Here is an 18726-nt window from a genome sequence, read left to right as displayed (position 1 = left end):
GAGGATTGGTGTCATGCTTGTTGGCATGACCGACAACCTACAGCCGCATCGCGATCTCGCCCTCCGCCACGGGCGGATCGGAATGAATTTGACGCCAATCCCGCGCCTGGAAATCGGCGTTGGACAGGCGACCTCGGGGACGTCACCATGTCTCTACCGCTCGATGATCTGCTTCATTCTGCAGGGATCGAAAGAGGTGGCCATCCACGACAACCTGCTGCGCTACGACGCGTCTCAATACCTGGTCAGCGCACTCGATCTTCCCTTGAGCGGACAGATCCATGACGCTGACGACGGCAGTCCTTTTGTGGCGGTTTCGCTGGTCCTCGATCCGGCGCTTCTCGCCGAGGTCGCATCAACGATGCCAGCGATGCGCGACACGGACGCGCCAGGCAGCGGCATCGCGATCAATCCGATGACTCCGCCGCTGCGCGACACGCTGCTGCGACTGCTGGCGTTGCTCGACACGCCTGCGGACATCCCGGCGCTCGCGCCGATGGCCGAACGCGAATTGCTTTATCGTCTCCTGCAGGGCCCGCAGGGGCGACTGTTGCGCCACATCGCCCGCCCAGAAGGCGCGATCGGCGGCATCCGCCGCGCGGTCGAATGGATCCGCGACCGCGGTAATACGCGGCTGCGGATCGAGGCTCTGTGCGAAGCTTCTGGCATGAGCCGTGCGAGCCTGCATCGCCACTTTCTCGCGCTGACTGGATTGAGCCCGATCCAGTATCAGAAGCAGATACGCCTTCAAGAGGCGCGCCAGTTGCTGCTCGCCGGCGACCGTAGTGCATCCGACGTCGCCTATGCGGTCGGCTATGAAAGCGCCTCTCAGTTCAGCCGCGAATATCTGCGGCAGTTCGGGGCTCCGCCCGCACGCGACGTGCGCAAGCTCAGGCAGTCGATCGACAATCAAATGATCAATTAGTCGGCCGTCAGCTTCGAAGCTGTTGACTCCAAGGCTGTTCAAGGGAACCGGGGGGCATCGCCCAATGCGAGCCGTCACGCTGGACTTCCCAGGTCACCATCCTCTCCGGAAAGCGTGAGGCGCAACGTCATGCCGATGGCACAGGACCCAATGATCGGGACGGACGAAGACGGCCGCCTACTAGGGCGTTTACTCATAAATCGAGGATCGTGAGCAAGCTCAACCCATTTCGCTATCCGGCGGATTGCAGACTCAAACCTGACATCGCCTGTGGAACGGCATGGGGATCGCGTTCCCGGAATGGAAGTTGGGCACTGTTAAGAGCATCGTGCAATTCAATCATCGTATCGCCCCATCGGGAACGAGATTTTACTACGCCAGCATCGAAGCCGACGTGCTCGGCATGGTGCTTCAAGGTGCTGTCAACAAGTCAGCCTCCGATTATCTGCGCGAGAAAGTGTGGGAGCCTATCGGCGCGGAAGCCGATGCTAATTGGTTGATAGACGCAGAAGGATTTGAACTAGGGCACTTTGGCTTCAATGCCGTTCTGCGCGATTACGCCCGGCTTGGGCGCTTGCTGGCGCATGATGGCGCATGGGATGGCAAGCAAATCGCTCCGGCGCAATGGATGATTGATGCAACAACAGTCCGAGCCTCGGATCGCTATTTGCTGCCGGGCGCGGCGACGAAAGGATTTGGCTACGGTTATCTCTTGTGGCTGTTTCCCGGCGAGAGGCGACAGTTCGCGTTGTTAGGATACAAGGGCCAGTATATTTGCGTTGATCCGCCCTCTAAGATTGTCATGGTGCACACTGCAATTGAGGACCCGGTACATCGAGCCGAGCCATGGGCCCTATGGTCGGCACTGGTCGATCAGCTAGGCTGACAATAGCTCGCGGCAGACCCGGCATCGACCGCTGTTGGTTATTCGCGTCGCTTTTGACATGTCTGCGGAATGTCCGCTATCCGACTCATTTCGGACCTTCAAGTCGGCGTTGCAAATACTAAGATAGGCATGATTCAAGCTCCCGAACCGGGGCCTCGAATCATGAGATATGAACTCACGGACTTTGAGTGGGCTGTCCTCAGACACCGATCAGGACACCGGTCTGCGCAAGCAGGCCGGTGTTCTTTTTTGCTCACGATTTAAGCATATTGCCTCCTCGAACCCGATCCCTCGGAGCCGCGGCGCTATTTCTCGTTGAAAAGGGGACTCGCCAAGGTTGGCACGGGCTGTGCTAGCCTGTGCCTGATAATTGATCAGGGGGAGTTTTTCATGTTTCGTCAGCTGGGTTTGAGCGTCATGGCGGGTGCAGCGCTGCTGGCGTCTGCGCTATCTGCGAGCGCCGACACCGATGTCAAATTCGCGCTCGACTGGAAATTCGAAGGTCCGTCCGCGCCGTATTTCGTTGCGCTCGACAAGGGCTACTACAAGGCCGAAGGCCTCAACGTGACCATCGACTCCGGTCCAGGCTCGGTCGCCGGCATCGCGCGGGTCGCGGCGGGCACCTATCCGATCGGCTTCTTCGACATCAATTCGCTGGCGCGCTTCCGCGACCAGAATCCGGACAAGGACGTCAAGGGCGTCCTCATGGTTTATGACAAGCCGCCCTTCTCGATTGTCAGCATCGCGAAGTCCGGCATCAATGGGCCGAAGGACCTCGAAGGCAAGATCCTCGGCGCACCGGCGCCGGACGGCGCCTTCGCGCAGTGGAAGGCCTTCGTCAAAGAAAACAAGATCGACGACAGCAAGGTGAAGATCGAGAATGTCGGCTTCCCGGTACGCGAGCCGATGCTCGCCGACGGCAAAGTCGATGCGATCACCGGCTTCTCGTTCTCGTCCTACTTCAACCTGATGTCCAAGGGCATCGCCGAGAAGGACATCAAGGTGATGCTGATGTCGGACTACGGCATCGTGCTTTATGGCAACGCCATCATGGTGAACCCCGAATTCGCAAAGGCCAATCCGAAACTCGTCGCTGGCTTCGTGCGCGCAACTGTCAAAGGCATCATCGACACCATCAAGGACCCCGACACGGCCATCAAGTCGGTGATGAAGCGCAACGAGACCGCCGACGAGAAGATCGAACTCGCCCGTCTCAAGATGTCGCTGAAGGACAACTTCGTGACCCCGTGGGTGAAGGCCAATGGCGTCGGCGGCATCGACGAGAAGCGCATGACGGATGCCATCGATCAGATCGCCGTGACCTACGAGTTCAAGAATCCGAAGCCGAAGGCAGGGGATCTGTTCACCTCGGAATATCTGCCCCCAGCCGACGCGCGAAAATTCTAAGCGTCACGACAGAAGGCCAGGTCGTCGCGCATGGAAGCGTTCGTAGATATCGACGGCGTCACGCTCAAATACCGTGGCGCCTCGGGTGACATTGTCGCGCTCCAGGATGCGACGCTCAAAGTCCAGCGCGGCGAATTCGCCGCGGTGGTCGGCCCCTCCGGCTGCGGCAAGTCCACCTTGATGCGGCTTGTCACGGGCCTGCACAAGCCGACGGCCGGCACTATCGCCATCGACGGCAAACAGGTGACAGGCCCGGTCAAAATGGCCGGCATGGCGTTCCAGAACGCCAACATGCTGCCGTGGCGCAAGGTGATCGACAACGTCCTGCTGCCGCTGGAAATCGTAGAACCACATCGCTCGCAGTTTCGTTCCAAGAAAGTGGAGTTCCGCGCCAAGGCCGAGCAGCTTCTGGCTACCGTCGGTCTCGCCGGCTTCAGCGACCGTTATCCCTGGGAATTGTCCGGCGGCATGCAGCAGCGCGTGTCGCTGTGCCGCTCGCTGATCCACGAGCCGGCGCTGCTGATGCTCGACGAGCCCTTCGCCGCCCTCGACGCGTTCACGCGCGAGGAGCTGTGGTGCGTGCTGCGCGATCTCTGGCAGCGACTGGGCTTCACGGTGATTCTGGTGACGCACGATCTGCGCGAGGCGGCGTTCCTCGCCGACAATATCTACGTCATGAGCGCGCGCCCCGGTCACATCGTCCAGATCAAGCCAGTGGATTTCCCGCGCCCGCGCGATCTGCAGGTGACCTATGAAAAGGATTTCGGCGACATCGTGATGGAGCTGCGCATGAAGATCGCACAGGTGCGCCAGTCATGAACCCGCGGACTCTCGAAAAGCTTTCGCCCTGGCTCTTCACCATTGCCATCTTCCTGGTCTGGGAGCTGGCCTGCATCGTCTTCAAGGTCAACACGTCGGTGCTGCAGCCGCCATCGGCCGCCTTTGCGGCGATGTTCAAACTCTGGCGTGTGTTTCTCTATCATTCCTGGGTCACGCTCTGGGTGACCATGGTCGGATTTGCCCTGGCCGTGGGCTTCGGCATCATTCTCGGTCTCGTCGTGGGCTGGTCGCGGGCGATCTATCGCGGGCTCTATCCCGTGATGATCGGCTTCAACACGATCCCGAAGGTCGCCATTGTCCCGCTGCTGATCCTGTGGTTCGGCATCGGCGAAGTGCCGGCAATCGTCACCGCCTTCCTGATCTCGTTCTTCCCTATCGTGGTCAATATCGCCACGGGTCTGGCGACAACCGAACCGGAACTCGAGGACGTGTTGCGGGCGCTCGGCGCCGGCAAGCTCGACATCATGCTCAAGGTCGGCATTCCGCGTGCGCTGCCATATTTCTTCGGCTCGCTGAAGATCGCTATCACGCTGGCTTTCGTCGGTACCGTCGTGTCGGAGACGCTCGGCGCCAATGCCGGGCTCGGCTATCTGATCGCGCTGGAGGGTGCCAGCTTCCGTATGGCGAATGTCTACGCCGCCCTGCTGCTGCTCGCCTTTGAAGGCGTGCTCATGTACGCGGTCTTCGCGGGGATCGAGCAGCATTTCACCAAATGGGCCTTCCGGTCGCAAATGAGCGCGGCCGGCTAACGCCACAGGACCTCCTCCCGGCTACGGCGGGTTCCCGCCCGCGGAGCGGTTGGTGAGACACCGCCCTTGCGCTAGACTGCAGGGAGTCGGGCAGGTGCTGTGAAGACCGAACACCAAAATTCGTTGAGAACGCTGCAATGGATGATGGCCGCTTCGCTGGCCCTTCCGCTTGCACTGTTTCTGTTCGCGGCGGCGACATCGTGGGTGTCGACCCGCGAAATCGCCGACCGTGAGATCGAGCGTGCGCTCGATGTGGCGCATGAACACGCTTTAAAGGTGTTCGAGACGATCGACCGCAGCCTGTCGGAAATGAACGAGATCGTACGCGGTAAATCCGACGACGAGCTGCGTGCGCAATCGGACCGGATGGTGGGCCGGCTGAAGCAGCTCACCGATGCGCTGCCGCAGTTGAAGTCGGTCTGGGTGTTCGACAATAAAGGTCGCGCGCTGGTCAACAGTCTGGATCTGACGCTGCCGGATCTCGATTTCTCTGATCGCGATTATTACAGGGTCCATATCGCAGGTGATGCCGGCACGTTCATCGGTCAATCATTGTTGCCGCGCCCGCCCTATCAGGGGGCGCCGTTCTTTGGTGTGAGCCGCAGGCGGGTCTCGGCCGACGGCAGCTTCGCCGGCGTGGTGCAGGCCTCTGTCTTTCCGGAATATTTCGATCGTTTCTATGCGCGCATCGGCCACGATGCCGGGAGCTTCTTTGCGCTTGGTCTCACCGATGGTTCGATCCTGGCACGTTATCCGCAGCTCGACCGTGAGGTGCGTCTCGATCCCAAGGGGCCCGTGGGCCGCACCCTGTCGGCCCATCCTGCTGGAGGATTGGTCACGCTTGTCTCGCCCGGCGACAATGTCGAGCGCCGTATCGGCTATCAGCAGCTCGCCGGCTATCCGGTCTATGTCGCGGCAGGTCTTGAGACGTCAGCGATCCGTGCGCGCTGGCTGCGCACCATCAGCTATCATCTGATCTTCGGCGTTCCTGCGACGGCATTGCTGTTCCTGTTGCTGGCATTCGCGATCCGTCGCACCCGCCGGCTCAATTTCGAAGCGCTGAAACGGCGTGAGGCCGAAGAAGCGCTGAAACATGGCCAGCGCCTCGAAGCACTCGGCCAGTTGACTGGCGGCGTCGCGCATGACTTCAACAATTTGCTGACCGTGATCCGCTCGTCAGTCGACTTGCTGCAACGGCCCGATCTCTCGCCGGATCGTCGTGCCCGCTACATTGCAGCGATCTCCGAAACAGTGAATCGCGCCGCCAAGCTGACAGCGCAATTGCTGGCCTTTGCGCGGCGCCAGACGCTGAAGCCTGAAGTATTCGACGTCGGCCAATGCGTGCATTCGGTGAGCGAGATTATCGGCACGCTGACGGGGGCGCCTATCGAAATTATGACCCATGTGCCCGATGAGGCGTTGTTTGTGGATGCCGATATCGGCCAGTTCGAAACCGCGTTGATCAACATCGCGGTTAACGCGCGCGATGCCATGGCGGGCGAGGGGCGGCTGACGATCGCCGTCAGCGCGGCAGAGCAAGTCCCCGTTGCGCTTGCCCTGAGGTCTGACGGCTATGTGGCGATCTCAGTATCCGACACCGGCAGCGGTATTCCTGCCGATCAGTTCGAGCACATCTTCGAGCCATTCTATACGACCAAGGAAGTCGGGCAGGGCACAGGCCTCGGACTTTCGCAGGTGTTCGGCTTTGCCAAACAATCCGGCGGTGAGGTCGTGGTCGCCAGCGAAGTCGGCAAGGGCAGCACTTTCACGCTTTATCTGCCGCGCGTCTCCGGCGACAGCATCGCGCCGGCGCTGTCGGCGAGCGAAGCGCCCGTCGTCGATGGCCACGGCATGTCGGTGCTGGTGGTGGAAGACAATCGCGACGTCGGGACTTTTGCGACCGATGCGCTGAGCGAGCTTGGCTACACCACGGTGTTGCGGCCGAACGCTCAGGAAGCGCTCGTCGAACTCGCCCGTCATGCCACGCACTATGACGTCGTGTTCTCCGATGTCGTGATGCCTGGAATGACCGGCATCGAACTGGCGCAGGAGATTCGAAAACTCTATCCGGATCTGCCGGTGGTGCTGACCTCCGGCTACAGTCATGTGCTGGCGCAGAACGGTACCTTCGGGTTCGAGCTGCTGCATAAGCCCTATTCGATCGAGCAATTGTCGCGGGTGCTCACCAAGGCCGGCACCTGGCGCAAGGCTCAGCGCGAGGCTGTCTGAGCCGCTGGGAACTCCAAGGAACCTTTTGATTTCCTTGGCGTTATCGCGCCATGAGCAAACATTCAGTTAACGAAGCCAAGCCTGCATCCGACGCGTCCGATCTGAAGGGGCCGATTGTCGGGGTCGTTGGCGAGGACGGCAAGCATATCGAGCCGCCGCCGCCTGAAGTCGTGGAGCCCGATCCGGACCTGACGCCGGAAGAGGCCGAGCAGGCACGCAAGGACTATCTGCTGACGCGATTCTGGATCAGCGCGCGTGGCTTCTGGGGCAAGTCGGGCGACAGATTAGCCTGGGTGTTCTCGGTCGGGCTGCTGCTGCTCATCGTCGCCAATGTGGCGTTTCAATACGGCATCAATGTCTGGAACCGCGCGATCTTCGACGCCATCGAGAAACGCGATGCGGCCAGCGTGTTTCATCTCACTGGCGTGTTCTTTCCGCTCGCCATCGGCAGCGTGTTGCTGGGTGTCGCGCAGGTCTATGGCCGCATGGGTATCCAGCGTCGCTGGCGCGCATGGCTGACCAATTCTGTGGTGTCGCGCTGGCTCACCAGCGGCCGCTATTATCAGCTCAATCTTGTCGGCGGCGATCACCAGAATCCCGAATATCGGATCGCCGAGGATCTGCGCATCGCGACCGACTCGCCCGTCGACTTCGTCTCCGGCGTCATCGCGGCATTTCTCTCCGCCACCACCTTCATCGTCGTGCTGTGGACCATCGGCGGCGCGCTGACGCTGACTGTGGGCGGCAGTCTCATCACCATTCCCGGTTTCCTCGTCATTGCCGCGATCATCTATGCGGCCATTGCGTCCGGCTCGATCATGGTGATCGGCCGGCGTTTCGTGCAGATTTCCGAGGACAAAAACCAGGCTGAGGCGGAGTATCGTTATGCGCTTACCCGCGTGCGCGAAAACGGCGAGAGCATCGCGCTGCTCGGCGGCGAAGAGGAAGAGCGCGACGGGATCGACAAGACCTTCGGCAATGTCCTCAGGCAATGGGCGCGTCTCGCCGGGCAGCATATGCGTACCACGCTGGTCTCGCAGGGCTCGAGCCTGATCGCGCCCGTCGTGCCGCTGCTGCTGTGCGCGCCGAAATTTCTCGACGGCAGCATGTCGCTCGGTCAGGTGATGCAGGCGGCGTCTGCCTTCACCATCGTGCAAAGCGCATTCGGCTGGCTGGTCGACAACTATCCGCGCCTTGCCGACTGGAACGCCTGCGCGCGCCGCATTGCCTCGCTGATGATGTCGCTGGACGGCCTCGAACGCGCTGAACTCGGCGACGGTATCGGTCGTATCAAGCGCGGCGAAACGACGGATGAGACGATGCTGAGCCTGCATGATCTCTCCGTGACGCTCGATGACGGCACTGCCGTCGTCGGCGATGCCGAAGTGAAGATCGAGCCTGGCGAACGTCTGCTTGTCGCGGGCGAGTCCGGCACCGGCAAAAGCACGCTGGTGCGTGCCATTGCGGGCCTGTGGCCATGGGGCGGCGGCAGCGTCAATTTCCATCCGGACCGGCGGCTCTTTATGCTGCCGCAGAAGCCCTATGTGCCGTCAGGCACCTTGCGCCGCGCAGCCGCCTATCCCGCGGCGTCGGAGGACTGGACCGTCGAGCAGATCGGCGACGCCCTCGACAAGGTCGGGCTCGGCCATCTCAAGGAGAAGATCGAGGAGGATGCGCCGTGGGACCAGACGCTGTCCGGCGGCGAGAAGCAGCGTCTCGCTTTCGCACGGCTGTTTTTGCACCGCCCTGATATCATTGTGCTGGACGAAGCGACCTCGGCGCTGGACGCGAAGAGCCAGGACAAGATGATGGAGCTGCTCACCAAGGAGCTGCCCAACGCCACGGTGGTATCTGTCGCGCATCGCGTCGAGCTTGAAGCCTTCCACAGCCGCAAGATCGTGCTGGAGCGCCGCAAGGGCGGCGCCAAGCTGGTCAGCGACATCGATCTCATCCCGCGCAAGGGTAAGCGCCGTCTGCTCGGCCGCTTCCTGCGCCAGCGCAAGCCGGCCAGGAGCGCGGCGTGACACCAGGCGCTATGAGGCGCTTGCTGCGTGTTTCAACTTAGAAGAAGTTGATCTTCAGCGCCGGCGACAGGAAGATCGCGATATTGGCGAAGAGGCCGCCGGCATAGGCGGCTGAGCGCAGCGACGATTTATCCGCGATGTACAGCAGCGCGTGCGCAATCCGAAACGCAAGATAGAGAGCGGCCAGCACGCTTACGGTCGTCGCCGATGCGCCAAAATTCAACGCTGCGACGACCGAGACTGCGTAGAACGGGAAGTTCTCGAAGGCATTCTGGTGCGCAGCATAGGCGCGGCGTTTGGCACCTGAGAGGTTCTCGGCGCTGTCGCGCGGCGCGCTGTTATCGCGCGATCCCGCTTTGGCATAACCAATAATGATCAGCGGCAGCAGTGCAGCAATCAGAATGCTCCAATAGGCGAACGGCATCGAAATCCCCCAGGTCAAATAGTATGGCCAAACTGCGTCTTGATGGGCGGTTCCTGTTCCGCTGTCAAACCCGCCTTCATCCGGCCCGTTGTCGCGGAACATCGCATCGATCGCGCCGTTGTTAGTTCAGCCCTAAGGGAGACAGATAATGGCCAATGACAATACCCGTGATATCGAACGCGCCTGGGAATTGATGAAGAAGATCGGCTTCGCCATGCTGGTGACGCATGATGGCGACAAGCTGCGAGCGCGGCCGATGGCTGCCTATGTGGATCGCGAAGCCGATGCGGTCTACTTCCTCAGCGATGCGCGTAGACACAAGGATGATGAGATCAAGCGCAATCCGAACGTGAATCTCTCTTTCGCAGATGCGAGCGATCAGAAATATGTCTCGGTGAGCGGCACTGCTGCCGTCTCGAACGATCGCGCCAAGATCAAGGAGCTGTTCACCACCTCCGCAAAGGCGTGGTGGGACAGCGCGGAAGATCCGAATATTCGTGTGCTGAAGTTCACGCCTGACGATGCCGAGTTCTGGGACTCGCCGGGCACTGTGATCAGCTATGTGAAGATGGCCGCTGCGGCTGTGACTGGTACGCGTCCGGACATCGGCACCAACCGTAAGGTCGCAATCTAGATGCCTAAAGACGATTCACCCGGCATCGATCCCGTCGAGGATCCGCCGATCAAGCCCGGTCAACCCTCCGAACCGCCGCAGGAGAGCCCGCCGGGCAATCCGCGGCCCGAGGTACCGCCGCCGGTGCGCGATCCCGGTGAGCCGTCGCGACCCGAAGAGTTACCTGGAGATGTGCCTGATGAGATGCCGGTGCCAAATCCTGATATCAATCCAGGTCAGCAACCGCCTGCAGTGATGTAGCGAACTACAGATCGATGGCCTGAACGCGCAATGAACAAAGCGCGTTTGGGCCATTGTCGTGTCGAAAATAAAAACGAATTTGCATTTGCCTGTCGCCACATTCCGGCCCAATGCATATCAGTTGATCAATGTGCCGATTTGTTCGGCCGACAAAAATCAGTTTGTTGAAGATCCTTATCCGGGGGCCCAAGGTCTATCATGACAAAACTTCGTCTCGTATTACTGGCCACGACGACGCTCGGCGTTGCGCATATCGCAGCGACCGCTGCTTATGCGTCGAGTGTCGATGCGCCGATCGTGCTCGCGCAGGCCGCACCTGCTGCGCCTGAAGGTGAGCCCAAGGCTCCCCCGAAGGCACCACCCAAGGCTCCGCCAGCTGCTGCGCCTCCCGCCGCTGCGCCGCCAGCCGCACGCCCTGCGGCGCCGCCGCCACCACCACCGGCTCCCCCTGCTGCGCGTCCCGCGCCTCCGGCACCCCCGGCTGCGCCGGCGCCTGCGGCCGCACCTCCGCGCCCGACACCGCCGCCACCCCCACCACCTGCGGCCGCTCCGCCGCCGCGCCCAGCTCCGCCGCCGGCTCCCGTCGCGCCTCCGGCCCCGCGCGCTGCACCTCCAGCGCCCACCGCTGCGCCTGTAGCTCCGTCCGCGCCAACGCCGCCCGCTGCGCGTCCCGAACGTCGCGAGCCCGGCGAAGGACGTCCTGAGCGCCGTGAACCCGGTGCCACGCCGCCGGCCGGCGCACGTCCCGCGCCTGCAACGCCACCAGCCGCGGCGCCGGCGGCACCGCCTGCAGCAACTCCGCCTGCCGCGCGTCCGGCACCTGCTGCTGCGCCGACACCGGCTCCAACACCGGCAACGCCGCCAGCGGCTGCGACCCCCCCTGCGGCAACGCCTCCTGCTGCAGCACCGGCGCCGTCGGCAGCTCCGACTGCGCCTGGCACACCGCCTGCTGCGGGTGCGCCTCCGTCTGGTCGCCCCGGTGGCCCTGATGGCCGTGGTCCGGACGGACGAGGTTCGGATGGCCGCCGTGGTCCTCCTGGTGGTCCGGGCGCAGGCGCGCCCGGTGCACCCGGCACGCCGCCCAACGCTGCTGCGCCCGGCGTCGCGCCGAACGCTACGGCACCCGCCGCTGCGCCTCCCACGAGCACTGCTGCACCTCTCGTGGTCGCGCCCGGTGGCGGCAACATCAAGGTCGTGCAGCCGCCCGCCCCGACCGTGACGGCACCGATCCCTCAGGCGCCGCCGCCAGCAGTAGCGCTGACGCCGATCGCACCGGGCGCTGCCCCCCAGGGGCCGCGCAACATGGGCGATTTCCGCGGCCAGCGCAGCGAGCGCCAGGAAGGCGGCCGCACGATCATCACCGAGCCTGGACGCATCATCGTGCAGGATCCGAGCGGTCAGTCGTTCATCCGCCACAACGAGGTTGATCGCTTCCGCTACGGCGCGCGTGACATCCGTACAGACCGGGTCGGCGGTGAGGATCGGACCATCGTGATCCGTCCCGACGGCTCGCAGATCATCACGGTGGTTGGCCGCGACGGTCAGCTGCTGCGACGTATCCGCAGGGACCGCGAGGGACGCGAGATCATCATCATCGATAACTCGTTCCGTGGTCCGCGTGGCCCCGGCGGTCCGGGTGGTCTCGGCTTCTATGTCGATCTGCCGCCGCCGATGATCCGGATTCCGCAGAACCGCTACATCGTCGACTACGATCAGGCCTCGCCCGATCTCGTCTACGATACGCTGATCGCGCCTCCGGTGGATCGCATCGAGCGCCGCTATACGCTCGATGAAATCCGCTACAGCCCGATGGTGCGCCAGCGCATGCCGTCGATCGATCTGGACTCGATCAACTTCGAGCTAGGCTCGTGGGATATTCCGCCGGACCAAGCCTCGAAGCTGCAGGTGATCGCAGATGGTCTCAACCGGGCGATCTCACGCAACCCGCGTGCGGTGTTCCTGATCGAGGGTCACACCGATGCGGTTGGATCGGACGTCGACAATCTGTCGCTGTCGGATCGCCGTGCGCAGTCGGCGGCTGAATTGCTCACCCAGCAATTCCAGGTGCCGGCGGAAAATCTGACGTCGCAGGGTTATGGCGAGCAGTATCTGAAGATCCAGACCGACGGTCCGGAGCGTCAGAACCGCCGCGTCACGATCCGCAACATCACGCCGCTGCTCAATGGCGGTCAGGCTTCGCTGCCCCCGCCGCCTCCGGGCACGGCACCGCCGCGTCGCTGAGCGGTTTGATATGAAAGAAAATGGCCGGGAGCGATCCCGGCCATTTTTGTTTTGATAGTACGCTGCTGCCAATGGTTTCCCTCCCCATTGCGTGGCTGAGCCGCTTGAGGGAGGGAAAGACGCTACTACTTCGCCGCCAATCCCAACGCATCCACCATCACGCGAAACACGTCCGTATTATCCATCGAGCCCTTCACCCGGTCGCTGCCGGGGCCGATGGCGGTGAGGATGACGTCCTCGCCGGAATGCACGCTGGCGCCCATCATGGCCGGCAGGTTGCCGAGCCGCAGCATGCTGCCCGGCGCATTCTTGTATTTCTCGTTGGCCTTGAAAGTGCCGGGCTCTTCGCCCTTCTCGGTGGGATCGTTCGGGTTGTCGAGCTTCGGCCGCAGCGTCTCGTAGTGATCGGGAAGGCTCGCCGACATGATCGCAAGCCGCCGGCTGACATCGATGCGTGATGGATAGCCTTCGGCATCCGGCGCGGGATAATTCGGGAAGCCGGCCTTGTCATAGACGCCAAGCCGTTCGCGCAGCGGCAGGTTTGGCTCCTTGCTCATGTCGTCATTGACGGTGCCGACGAGGCTGTTGGGATGGCTGTGGTCGGAGACGACGAGGATCAGCGTGTCGTCGCCGCGCTTGGCTGCCCAGTCGCGGGCGAGCTTCACGGCATTGTCGAGCATGATGACGTCATAGACGGCGCGGTCCATGTCGAGCAGATGGGCGTATTTGTCGATCAGGCCCGACTCGACCATCAGGAAGAAGCCGTTGTCGTTGCGCGACAGCACCTTGAGCGCGGCATGCACCTGCTCGGTCAAATCAGGCTGCTGCGGATATTTCTTCACGCCGCCGCCGCCGAGAAACTTGCGGTCCAGCACGCCGTCCATATTGCCGGGCGTGAAAAGTCCAAGCAGCTTGCGCGTCTCCGGCTTCTTGGCGAGGCCGTTCAGTTCGGGCGCCGTGGTCGCCACCGAATAACCGGCATCGCGGAAGCGCGCGACATAGTCGACGTCATCCTTGCGCTTCGATGTCGCGGCCGCCTGCGGCAGGAAATTCGCTGCGCCGCCGCCCATCAATACGTCCGGCTTGGCCGCAAGGAACTGCGCGACGATCTCGTCATAGGCCGCGCGGCGGCGGGTATGCGCGATCATCGCGGCGGGCGTCGCGTCCTCGACCTCGGTATTGGTGACGATGCCGATCGCCAGATCGAGCTTGCGCTTCGCGAGGCTGGTGATGGTTTCGACCTGCGGGTCGTCGAATACATTCGCCGTGCGATCCGCATAGACGCCCATCGCATTGGTTGCGGTCTTGTGGCCGGTGGAATAGGCGCTGGCCGAATTCGCGGAATCGGTGATGATGGAATCGGAGCCCGCCGTTGCCACCATCGCCATATGCGGCATGTCGTCCATCGCGAGCTTGCCGCGGCTCTTGCCTTCGGTGATGCCCTTCGAAAGAATTCTGGCGCCGACGCGGTGCGCCAGCGACATACCGTCGCCGATAAACAGGATCACATTCTTCGCCTTGCGCGGGCCGGTATCGTAGACGTTCCACGTCACCGCGCGGCTGCGTACGCCGTCGCTGACTTCGATCTTGTAAACCCCGGCTTTATCGAGCGTCGCGTCGCGCAGCAGCAGCGCGGACTGATCTTTGCCGTCTTCCTTCGCGATGTAGTCCGCGGTCTTGCCGAACGCTGCGGTCTGATCGGCGCCGTTGATCGTCACCTTGATGTCGGCGGCCTGAACGAGTTCGGGAAACTCGACCTTGAAGTCGAATTTCGCGCCCGCGAGGATATCAGCGCGGTCGAGCGGATAGATCGTCTGCGCTGGCAGCGATGCGCTCGTCAGCAACAGCATTCCAGCGGCCACAATAAAGGTTCTCGTCATGATGGATATTCCCCCTGAGGCGCCCGGCTTAGGGCGCGGGCCTGCATTACGACAGTTGGATGACTGGCAGGTGACGTGCGGCCGTGCCAACGGAACGGAGGCCAAAATGCTAGGTCTCACAGCTCCCGGAGCTCTCCAGATAACTGCAAAGCATATCTGCCAGCCCATCCGCGAAAGCTGAGATCTCGGCGACGGGCCGGGGGCGCATGGAAAAGTCCTTTCCTACTCCGCTCAAGGTCGAGGTGATGACATCGACGACGAGCGATCTCCTCTCCTCGGTCGCCGCTGGCAGTGCATGCGCGATGAAGGACGCGAATGTGCGTCGTCCTGCCGCTTTGGCCTTGCGGGATTCCGGAGCATCCCGATAGAGCGGCGCCGCGCCATCGAGCGCATGGCGAATGTCGGCTTCGTCGCATTCCGATTTGATGAAGGCATGGACCAGTTTGCGAAGACGCGCAGATGGCGATGCACTTTCATCCTCCAGAATCTGGCGGAGCATGTCGTTGGTGTCTCGCCATTCGTCGCTCTGCAAACGAAACAGGATCGACGCCTTGTTCGGGAAGTATTGATACAGCGATCCGACGCTGACACCGGCCTTCTCCGCCACGCGTGCGGTGGTGAAGCGGTGAAATCCTTCTTTCGCCAAAACCTGAATAGCAGCTTCGAGAATGGCGCTGACCAGCTCTTCGGAGCGAGCCTGTTGCGGCTGCTTTCTCGAATGAATCGAAGGACTTGTACGCCGAGCCATCTACGGCCTCCGCAATGCGATTAGCGAATGCGAATAAATATTCGTATTTGCAGGAGGATGCAATCAAGCGTCTCTTTTGCAGGAAATATCATGACCACACTCACGACGGATCCCGTCGGCCCCCTTCTCAAGCGTCTGTTTGAAGAAGCGGATGCCGCACGGTCCCGCACCAGCCAGGCCGTCGCCGACCTGTCTGAGGACGATCGGCAGCGGATGATGCAGAGCAAGACCGACTATGTCGATCTGTACAGCCGGTTCAGGGACGTCCCGCTTGCCGTGTCGCCCGCGACCGGTGTGCTGCTTTACATGCTGGCGCGATCGACCAGTGCTCGATCAATCGTCGAATTTGGCACGTCATTCGGGATCTCGACGCTGCATATGGCGGCGGCACTGAACGACAACGGCGGAGGCCGCCTGATCACGAGCGAATTCGAACCCTCGAAGATCGTCATCGCGCGGCAGAATCTCGCCGAAGGCGGCCTGATCGATCTCGTTGAATTCCGTGAAGGCGATGCGTTGCAGACATTGCGTGCCGATCTGCCCGATAAGATTGATCTGCTGCTGCTCGATGGCGCCAAGGCGCTCTATCCGGAAGTGCTTGCGATCGTCGAAAGCCGTCTCAAACGCGGAGCTTTCGTCATTGCTGACAATGCGGATTACAGCCCCGACTATCTCGCTTATGTCCGCACTCCTGCGAATGGTTACCTGTCAGTCCCGTTCGGTGATGACGTCGAACTGTCGATGCGGATGTAGCGATGAAGGTGCCAGACCTAGACGCGAGAGTAGGATGGGTTTTGCTTACGCTCAACCCATCCTACGCGTCACAACGCCACGGTCGTCAGTTCTTGTCGTTGTCCAGCTTCGGAATGTTCGAGCCTTCGCCGGTGCTCAACAGACCCGTCTTCGAATACAGATCCAGCTTGGCGCGGGTATCGGTGATGTCGAGATTGCGCATGGTGAGCTGGCCGATGCGGTCTGCGGGCGTAAACGGCGCATCCTCGACCTTCTCCATGCTGAGCCGCTCCGGCGCGTAGGTCAGGTTGGGGCTCTCGGTGTTCAGGATCGAGTAGTCATTACCGCGGCGCAGTTCGAGCGTCACCTCGCCGGTGATCGCGCGGGCCACCCAGCGCTGCGCGGTTTCGCGCAGCATCAAGGCCTGCGAGTCGAACCAGCGGCCCTGATAGAGCAGCCGCCCGAGCCGCATGCCGCTGATGCGATATTGCTCGATGGTGTCTTCGTTGTGGATGCCGGTGACGAGGCGCTCATAGGCGATGTGCAGCAGCGCCATGCCTGGCGCCTCATAGATGCCGCGGCTCTTGGCCTCGATGATCCGGTTCTCGATCTGGTCACTCATGCCGAGGCCATGGCGGCCGCCGATGACATTGGCCTCGAGGAACAGCGCGACAGGATCGGTGAAGGTCTGGCCGTTCAGCGCAACGGGCTGGCCATCCACAAACCGCACCACGACCTTCTCGGCCTTGACGGCGCAGTCGTCGCGCCAGAACGGCACGCCCATGATCGGGTTGACGATCTTGATGCCGCTGTCGAGCTGTTCGAGATCCTTGGCTTCATGCGTCGCACCGAGCAGATTGCTGTCGGTTGAATACGCCTTTTCGGCTGACATCTTGTAGGCGAAGCCGTGGGCGGTCATGAAGGCCGACATTTCGGCGCGGCCGCCCAGTTCGTCGATGAATTGATCGTCGAGCCAGGGCTTGTAGATCTTCAGATCCGGATTGGTCAGCAATCCGTAACGGTAGAACCGCTCGATATCGTTGCCCTTATAGGTCGAGCCGTCGCCCCAGATATTGACGCCGTCTTCCTTCATGGCCGAGACCAGCATCGTGCCGGTGACGGCGCGCCCGAGCGGCGTGGTGTTGAAATAGGCGATGCCGCCGGTCGAGACATGGAAGGCACCGGCTTGAATCGCGGCGATGCCTTCATGGACCAGTTGCGCGCGGCAATCGACGAGGCGCGCCTTCTCGGCGCCGAACTCCATCGCCTTGCGCGGAATCTCGTCGTAGTCAGCTTCGTCAGGCTGGCCGAGATTGGCGGTGTAGGCGAAGACCTTGGCGCCCTTCTGCTTCATCCACAGCAGCGCCGCTGACGTGTCGAGGCCGCCGGAGAAAGCGATGCCGACGTTTTTGCCCTTGGGCAGGCTCTTCAAGATCGTGGTCATGGAACGTCCAATCGGGCAATTTCGGTTGAATTGGGTGCGGGACCGACCTCGCGACCGCGCAATTTCTGCCGCCAGCGATAGCCCGGCCAGGCAAAGCGCGTCAACGCAGCGTCAATCTCCTCATCCGTCTTCCGGGTCGAGAGCCAGCGGTAAATCCACCCGTGAATCAACCAGATGACCAGGAATGAGACGAGGCCGGCGATGGTCACGTCGGTAAAGAAATGGCCGCCGAAGGCCATCCGCCAGCCCGAGGTGGCGAGGCCGAACACCGTTGCTGCCGCATAGGCGTAAGGCCGCACCGACGGCGGCGCGAGCGCAGCGGGGGCGTAGGTCCAGAACGCCGTGGCGCCTTCGCCGGAGAAGAACGAGCAGTTGCGGCCGCACTGGCCAGTCGGATTCCACCAGGCCTTGAACTGCCAGGGGCCGTTGAACTCAGTCACCATCACCGGTCGCGGCCGGCTCCAGAAGCTCTTGAAGGTCAGATTGGTCAGGACCCCGGCCGACATCAGCATGGTGAGAATCAAGAAGGCCACGGTGCGGCCCTTCACCAGCAGCGGCCGGTTCGGCCAGATCAGCTTCACGATCAGCGCGAGGATCGAGGGCGCGACAAAGGCCCATGCGATCCACATCGCCGCATCGCGGGCGAACTGCGCGTAGGGCAGCGACGTCGTGGGAAAGCGTCTGGTCTCAGGATCGTAGAACAGCGCCGCGAGTTTGAGGTCGAGTTCGGGCCAGACTCCGAAGACAATGGCAATGACGGCAAACAGCCCAAGCGCGATGAGGAGTCCGGTCCGGTTCATGGCGGGCGGTTTAGCCGAGGCAGGAGTTGAAGGAAAGGCAGTGCACTACGGGCCGGCCGCGACATCGGGCTGCGGTGGCGCGCGCCGTGGCTGCCGCCAGGCGCCAGCGTTGCGGCCAGCGATCACCCAGTAGATCAGCCCCGCGATGATGCCCGCGCCGGTCATGACTTCGAGATGGCGGCGGACGATGCCGTCGAAACTCGTCGTGGCAGGGTCGTAGGGGATCAGGCCGAGATAGCAGGCGAGCCCGACCGCCGCGCCGCCGAGCGCATAGACGATGACGCTGCGAATATAGAAAGCCTCGGTGATGAGGACGACGAGCATCGCCGGAATCAGCGCGAAGCCGCTGATGAAGATGAAGCCGAAGCCAAGCAGGATATTAATCGTGTTGGGGTCGATGACGCCGGTATCGAGCGCGGAGAGCTCCGGAAACAGGATCGAGAACACCACGATCGCGCCGCCGACGAGACAGGCGGCGCAGAAGCCGAGAAAGATGACGAACAGGCGGCCGATCAGCGCCATT

The 18726-nt window shown here is 62.2% G+C and carries 17 protein-coding genes; 11 read left to right on the top strand and 6 right to left on the bottom strand.

The genetic code is table 11. The annotated features are described in order from the left end of the window. The first annotated feature begins 25 nt into the window (after positions 1–25). The 7 genes from AC1DUY_RS19275 (at position 26) to AC1DUY_RS19245 (ending at position 9060) form a co-directional block, all read left to right on the top strand. A complete protein-coding gene (locus tag AC1DUY_RS19275; RefSeq protein ID WP_478116343.1) occupies positions 26–925 on the top strand; it encodes an AraC family transcriptional regulator in 900 nt (299 codons plus the stop codon). Between the two features lie 280 nt (positions 926–1205). Then, positions 1206–1811 (top strand): serine hydrolase domain-containing protein, encoded by a 606-nt coding sequence (locus AC1DUY_RS19270; protein WP_478116303.1) that lies wholly within the window; start codon positions 1206–1208, stop codon positions 1809–1811. A gap of 390 nt (positions 1812–2201) precedes the next feature. After that, on the top strand, positions 2202–3218 hold the full coding sequence (locus tag AC1DUY_RS19265) for an ABC transporter substrate-binding protein (protein WP_246297930.1): 1017 nt from the start codon (positions 2202–2204) through the stop codon (positions 3216–3218). A gap of 30 nt (positions 3219–3248) precedes the next feature. Further along, a complete protein-coding gene (locus AC1DUY_RS19260; RefSeq protein WP_175369458.1) occupies positions 3249–4037 on the top strand; it encodes an ABC transporter ATP-binding protein in 789 nt (262 codons plus the stop codon). Next, entirely contained in the window at positions 4034–4807 is a 774-nt protein-coding gene (locus AC1DUY_RS19255; protein WP_093757930.1) for an ABC transporter permease, read from the top strand. Before AC1DUY_RS19260 ends, AC1DUY_RS19255 begins: the two co-directional genes overlap by 4 nt. Before the next feature lie 99 nt (positions 4808–4906). Next, positions 4907–7036, top strand: a complete 2130-nt coding sequence (locus AC1DUY_RS19250) for a hybrid sensor histidine kinase/response regulator (protein WP_478116299.1) — start codon at positions 4907–4909, stop codon at positions 7034–7036. A gap of 50 nt (positions 7037–7086) precedes the next feature. Further along, complete coding sequence (locus AC1DUY_RS19245) at positions 7087–9060, top strand: ABC transporter ATP-binding protein/permease (protein ID WP_231078537.1); 1974 nt, start codon at positions 7087–7089, stop codon at positions 9058–9060. A 37-nt stretch (positions 9061–9097) separates the two neighbouring features. Here the strand turns inward: AC1DUY_RS19245 and AC1DUY_RS19240 are convergent, their stop codons facing one another. Further along, a complete protein-coding gene (locus tag AC1DUY_RS19240; protein ID WP_478116297.1) occupies positions 9098–9484 on the bottom strand; it encodes an MAPEG family protein in 387 nt (128 codons plus the stop codon). 148 nt (positions 9485–9632) lie between these two features. Between AC1DUY_RS19240 and AC1DUY_RS19235 the strand changes: the two genes are divergently transcribed. From AC1DUY_RS19235 to AC1DUY_RS19225, 3 genes are all read left to right on the top strand, one after another. Then, a complete protein-coding gene (locus tag AC1DUY_RS19235) occupies positions 9633–10118 on the top strand; it encodes a pyridoxamine 5'-phosphate oxidase family protein (protein ID WP_089266897.1) in 486 nt (161 codons plus the stop codon). Then, positions 10119–10358 carry a hypothetical protein gene (locus AC1DUY_RS19230; protein WP_089266509.1) on the top strand — a complete coding sequence of 80 codons (240 nt, stop codon included), beginning with the start codon at positions 10119–10121 and terminating at the stop codon, positions 10356–10358. A gap of 198 nt (positions 10359–10556) precedes the next feature. Continuing rightward, positions 10557–12599: an OmpA family protein gene (locus tag AC1DUY_RS19225; RefSeq protein WP_478116294.1), complete on the top strand. Its 2043-nt coding sequence runs from the start codon at positions 10557–10559 to the stop codon at positions 12597–12599. Between the two features lie 125 nt (positions 12600–12724). Here AC1DUY_RS19225 and AC1DUY_RS19220 read toward each other — a convergent pair whose 3' ends face one another. Both AC1DUY_RS19220 and AC1DUY_RS19215 read right to left on the bottom strand, forming a co-directional pair. After that, positions 12725–14479 carry an alkaline phosphatase gene (locus tag AC1DUY_RS19220; protein ID WP_478116292.1) on the bottom strand — a complete coding sequence of 585 codons (1755 nt, stop codon included), beginning with the start codon at positions 14477–14479 and terminating at the stop codon, positions 12725–12727. A gap of 109 nt (positions 14480–14588) precedes the next feature. Next, on the bottom strand, positions 14589–15227 hold the full coding sequence (locus AC1DUY_RS19215; protein WP_478116290.1) for a TetR/AcrR family transcriptional regulator: 639 nt from the start codon (positions 15225–15227) through the stop codon (positions 14589–14591). A gap of 90 nt (positions 15228–15317) precedes the next feature. Here AC1DUY_RS19215 and AC1DUY_RS19210 point away from each other — a divergent pair, with 90 nt between their 5' ends. Further along, positions 15318–15980, top strand: a complete 663-nt coding sequence (locus AC1DUY_RS19210; protein WP_478116288.1) for an O-methyltransferase — start codon at positions 15318–15320, stop codon at positions 15978–15980. A gap of 85 nt (positions 15981–16065) precedes the next feature. On the opposite strand, the gene argG is transcribed toward AC1DUY_RS19210, so the two are convergent. The 3 genes from argG to AC1DUY_RS19195 are packed head-to-tail and all read right to left on the bottom strand — an operon-like array spanning position 16066 to position 18725. Beyond that, positions 16066–17403 carry an argininosuccinate synthase gene (gene argG, locus AC1DUY_RS19205; RefSeq protein WP_478116286.1) on the bottom strand — a complete coding sequence of 446 codons (1338 nt, stop codon included), beginning with the start codon at positions 17401–17403 and terminating at the stop codon, positions 16066–16068. Then, complete coding sequence (locus AC1DUY_RS19200; RefSeq protein ID WP_478116284.1) at positions 17400–18203, bottom strand: phosphatase PAP2 family protein; 804 nt, start codon at positions 18201–18203, stop codon at positions 17400–17402. The genes argG and AC1DUY_RS19200 overlap by 4 nt, the downstream gene beginning before the upstream one ends. Before the next feature lie 45 nt (positions 18204–18248). Further along, the gene (locus AC1DUY_RS19195; RefSeq protein ID WP_089266516.1) at positions 18249–18725 is read right to left on the bottom strand and encodes a hypothetical protein; all 477 of its coding nucleotides are present in this window, start codon (positions 18723–18725) and stop codon (positions 18249–18251) included. Between the last annotated feature and the right edge of the window lies 1 nt (position 18726).

The sequence above is a fragment of the Tardiphaga sp. P4_G1 genome (assembly GCF_056401215.1).
This window is presented reverse-complemented; position numbering and strand designations above follow the sequence as displayed.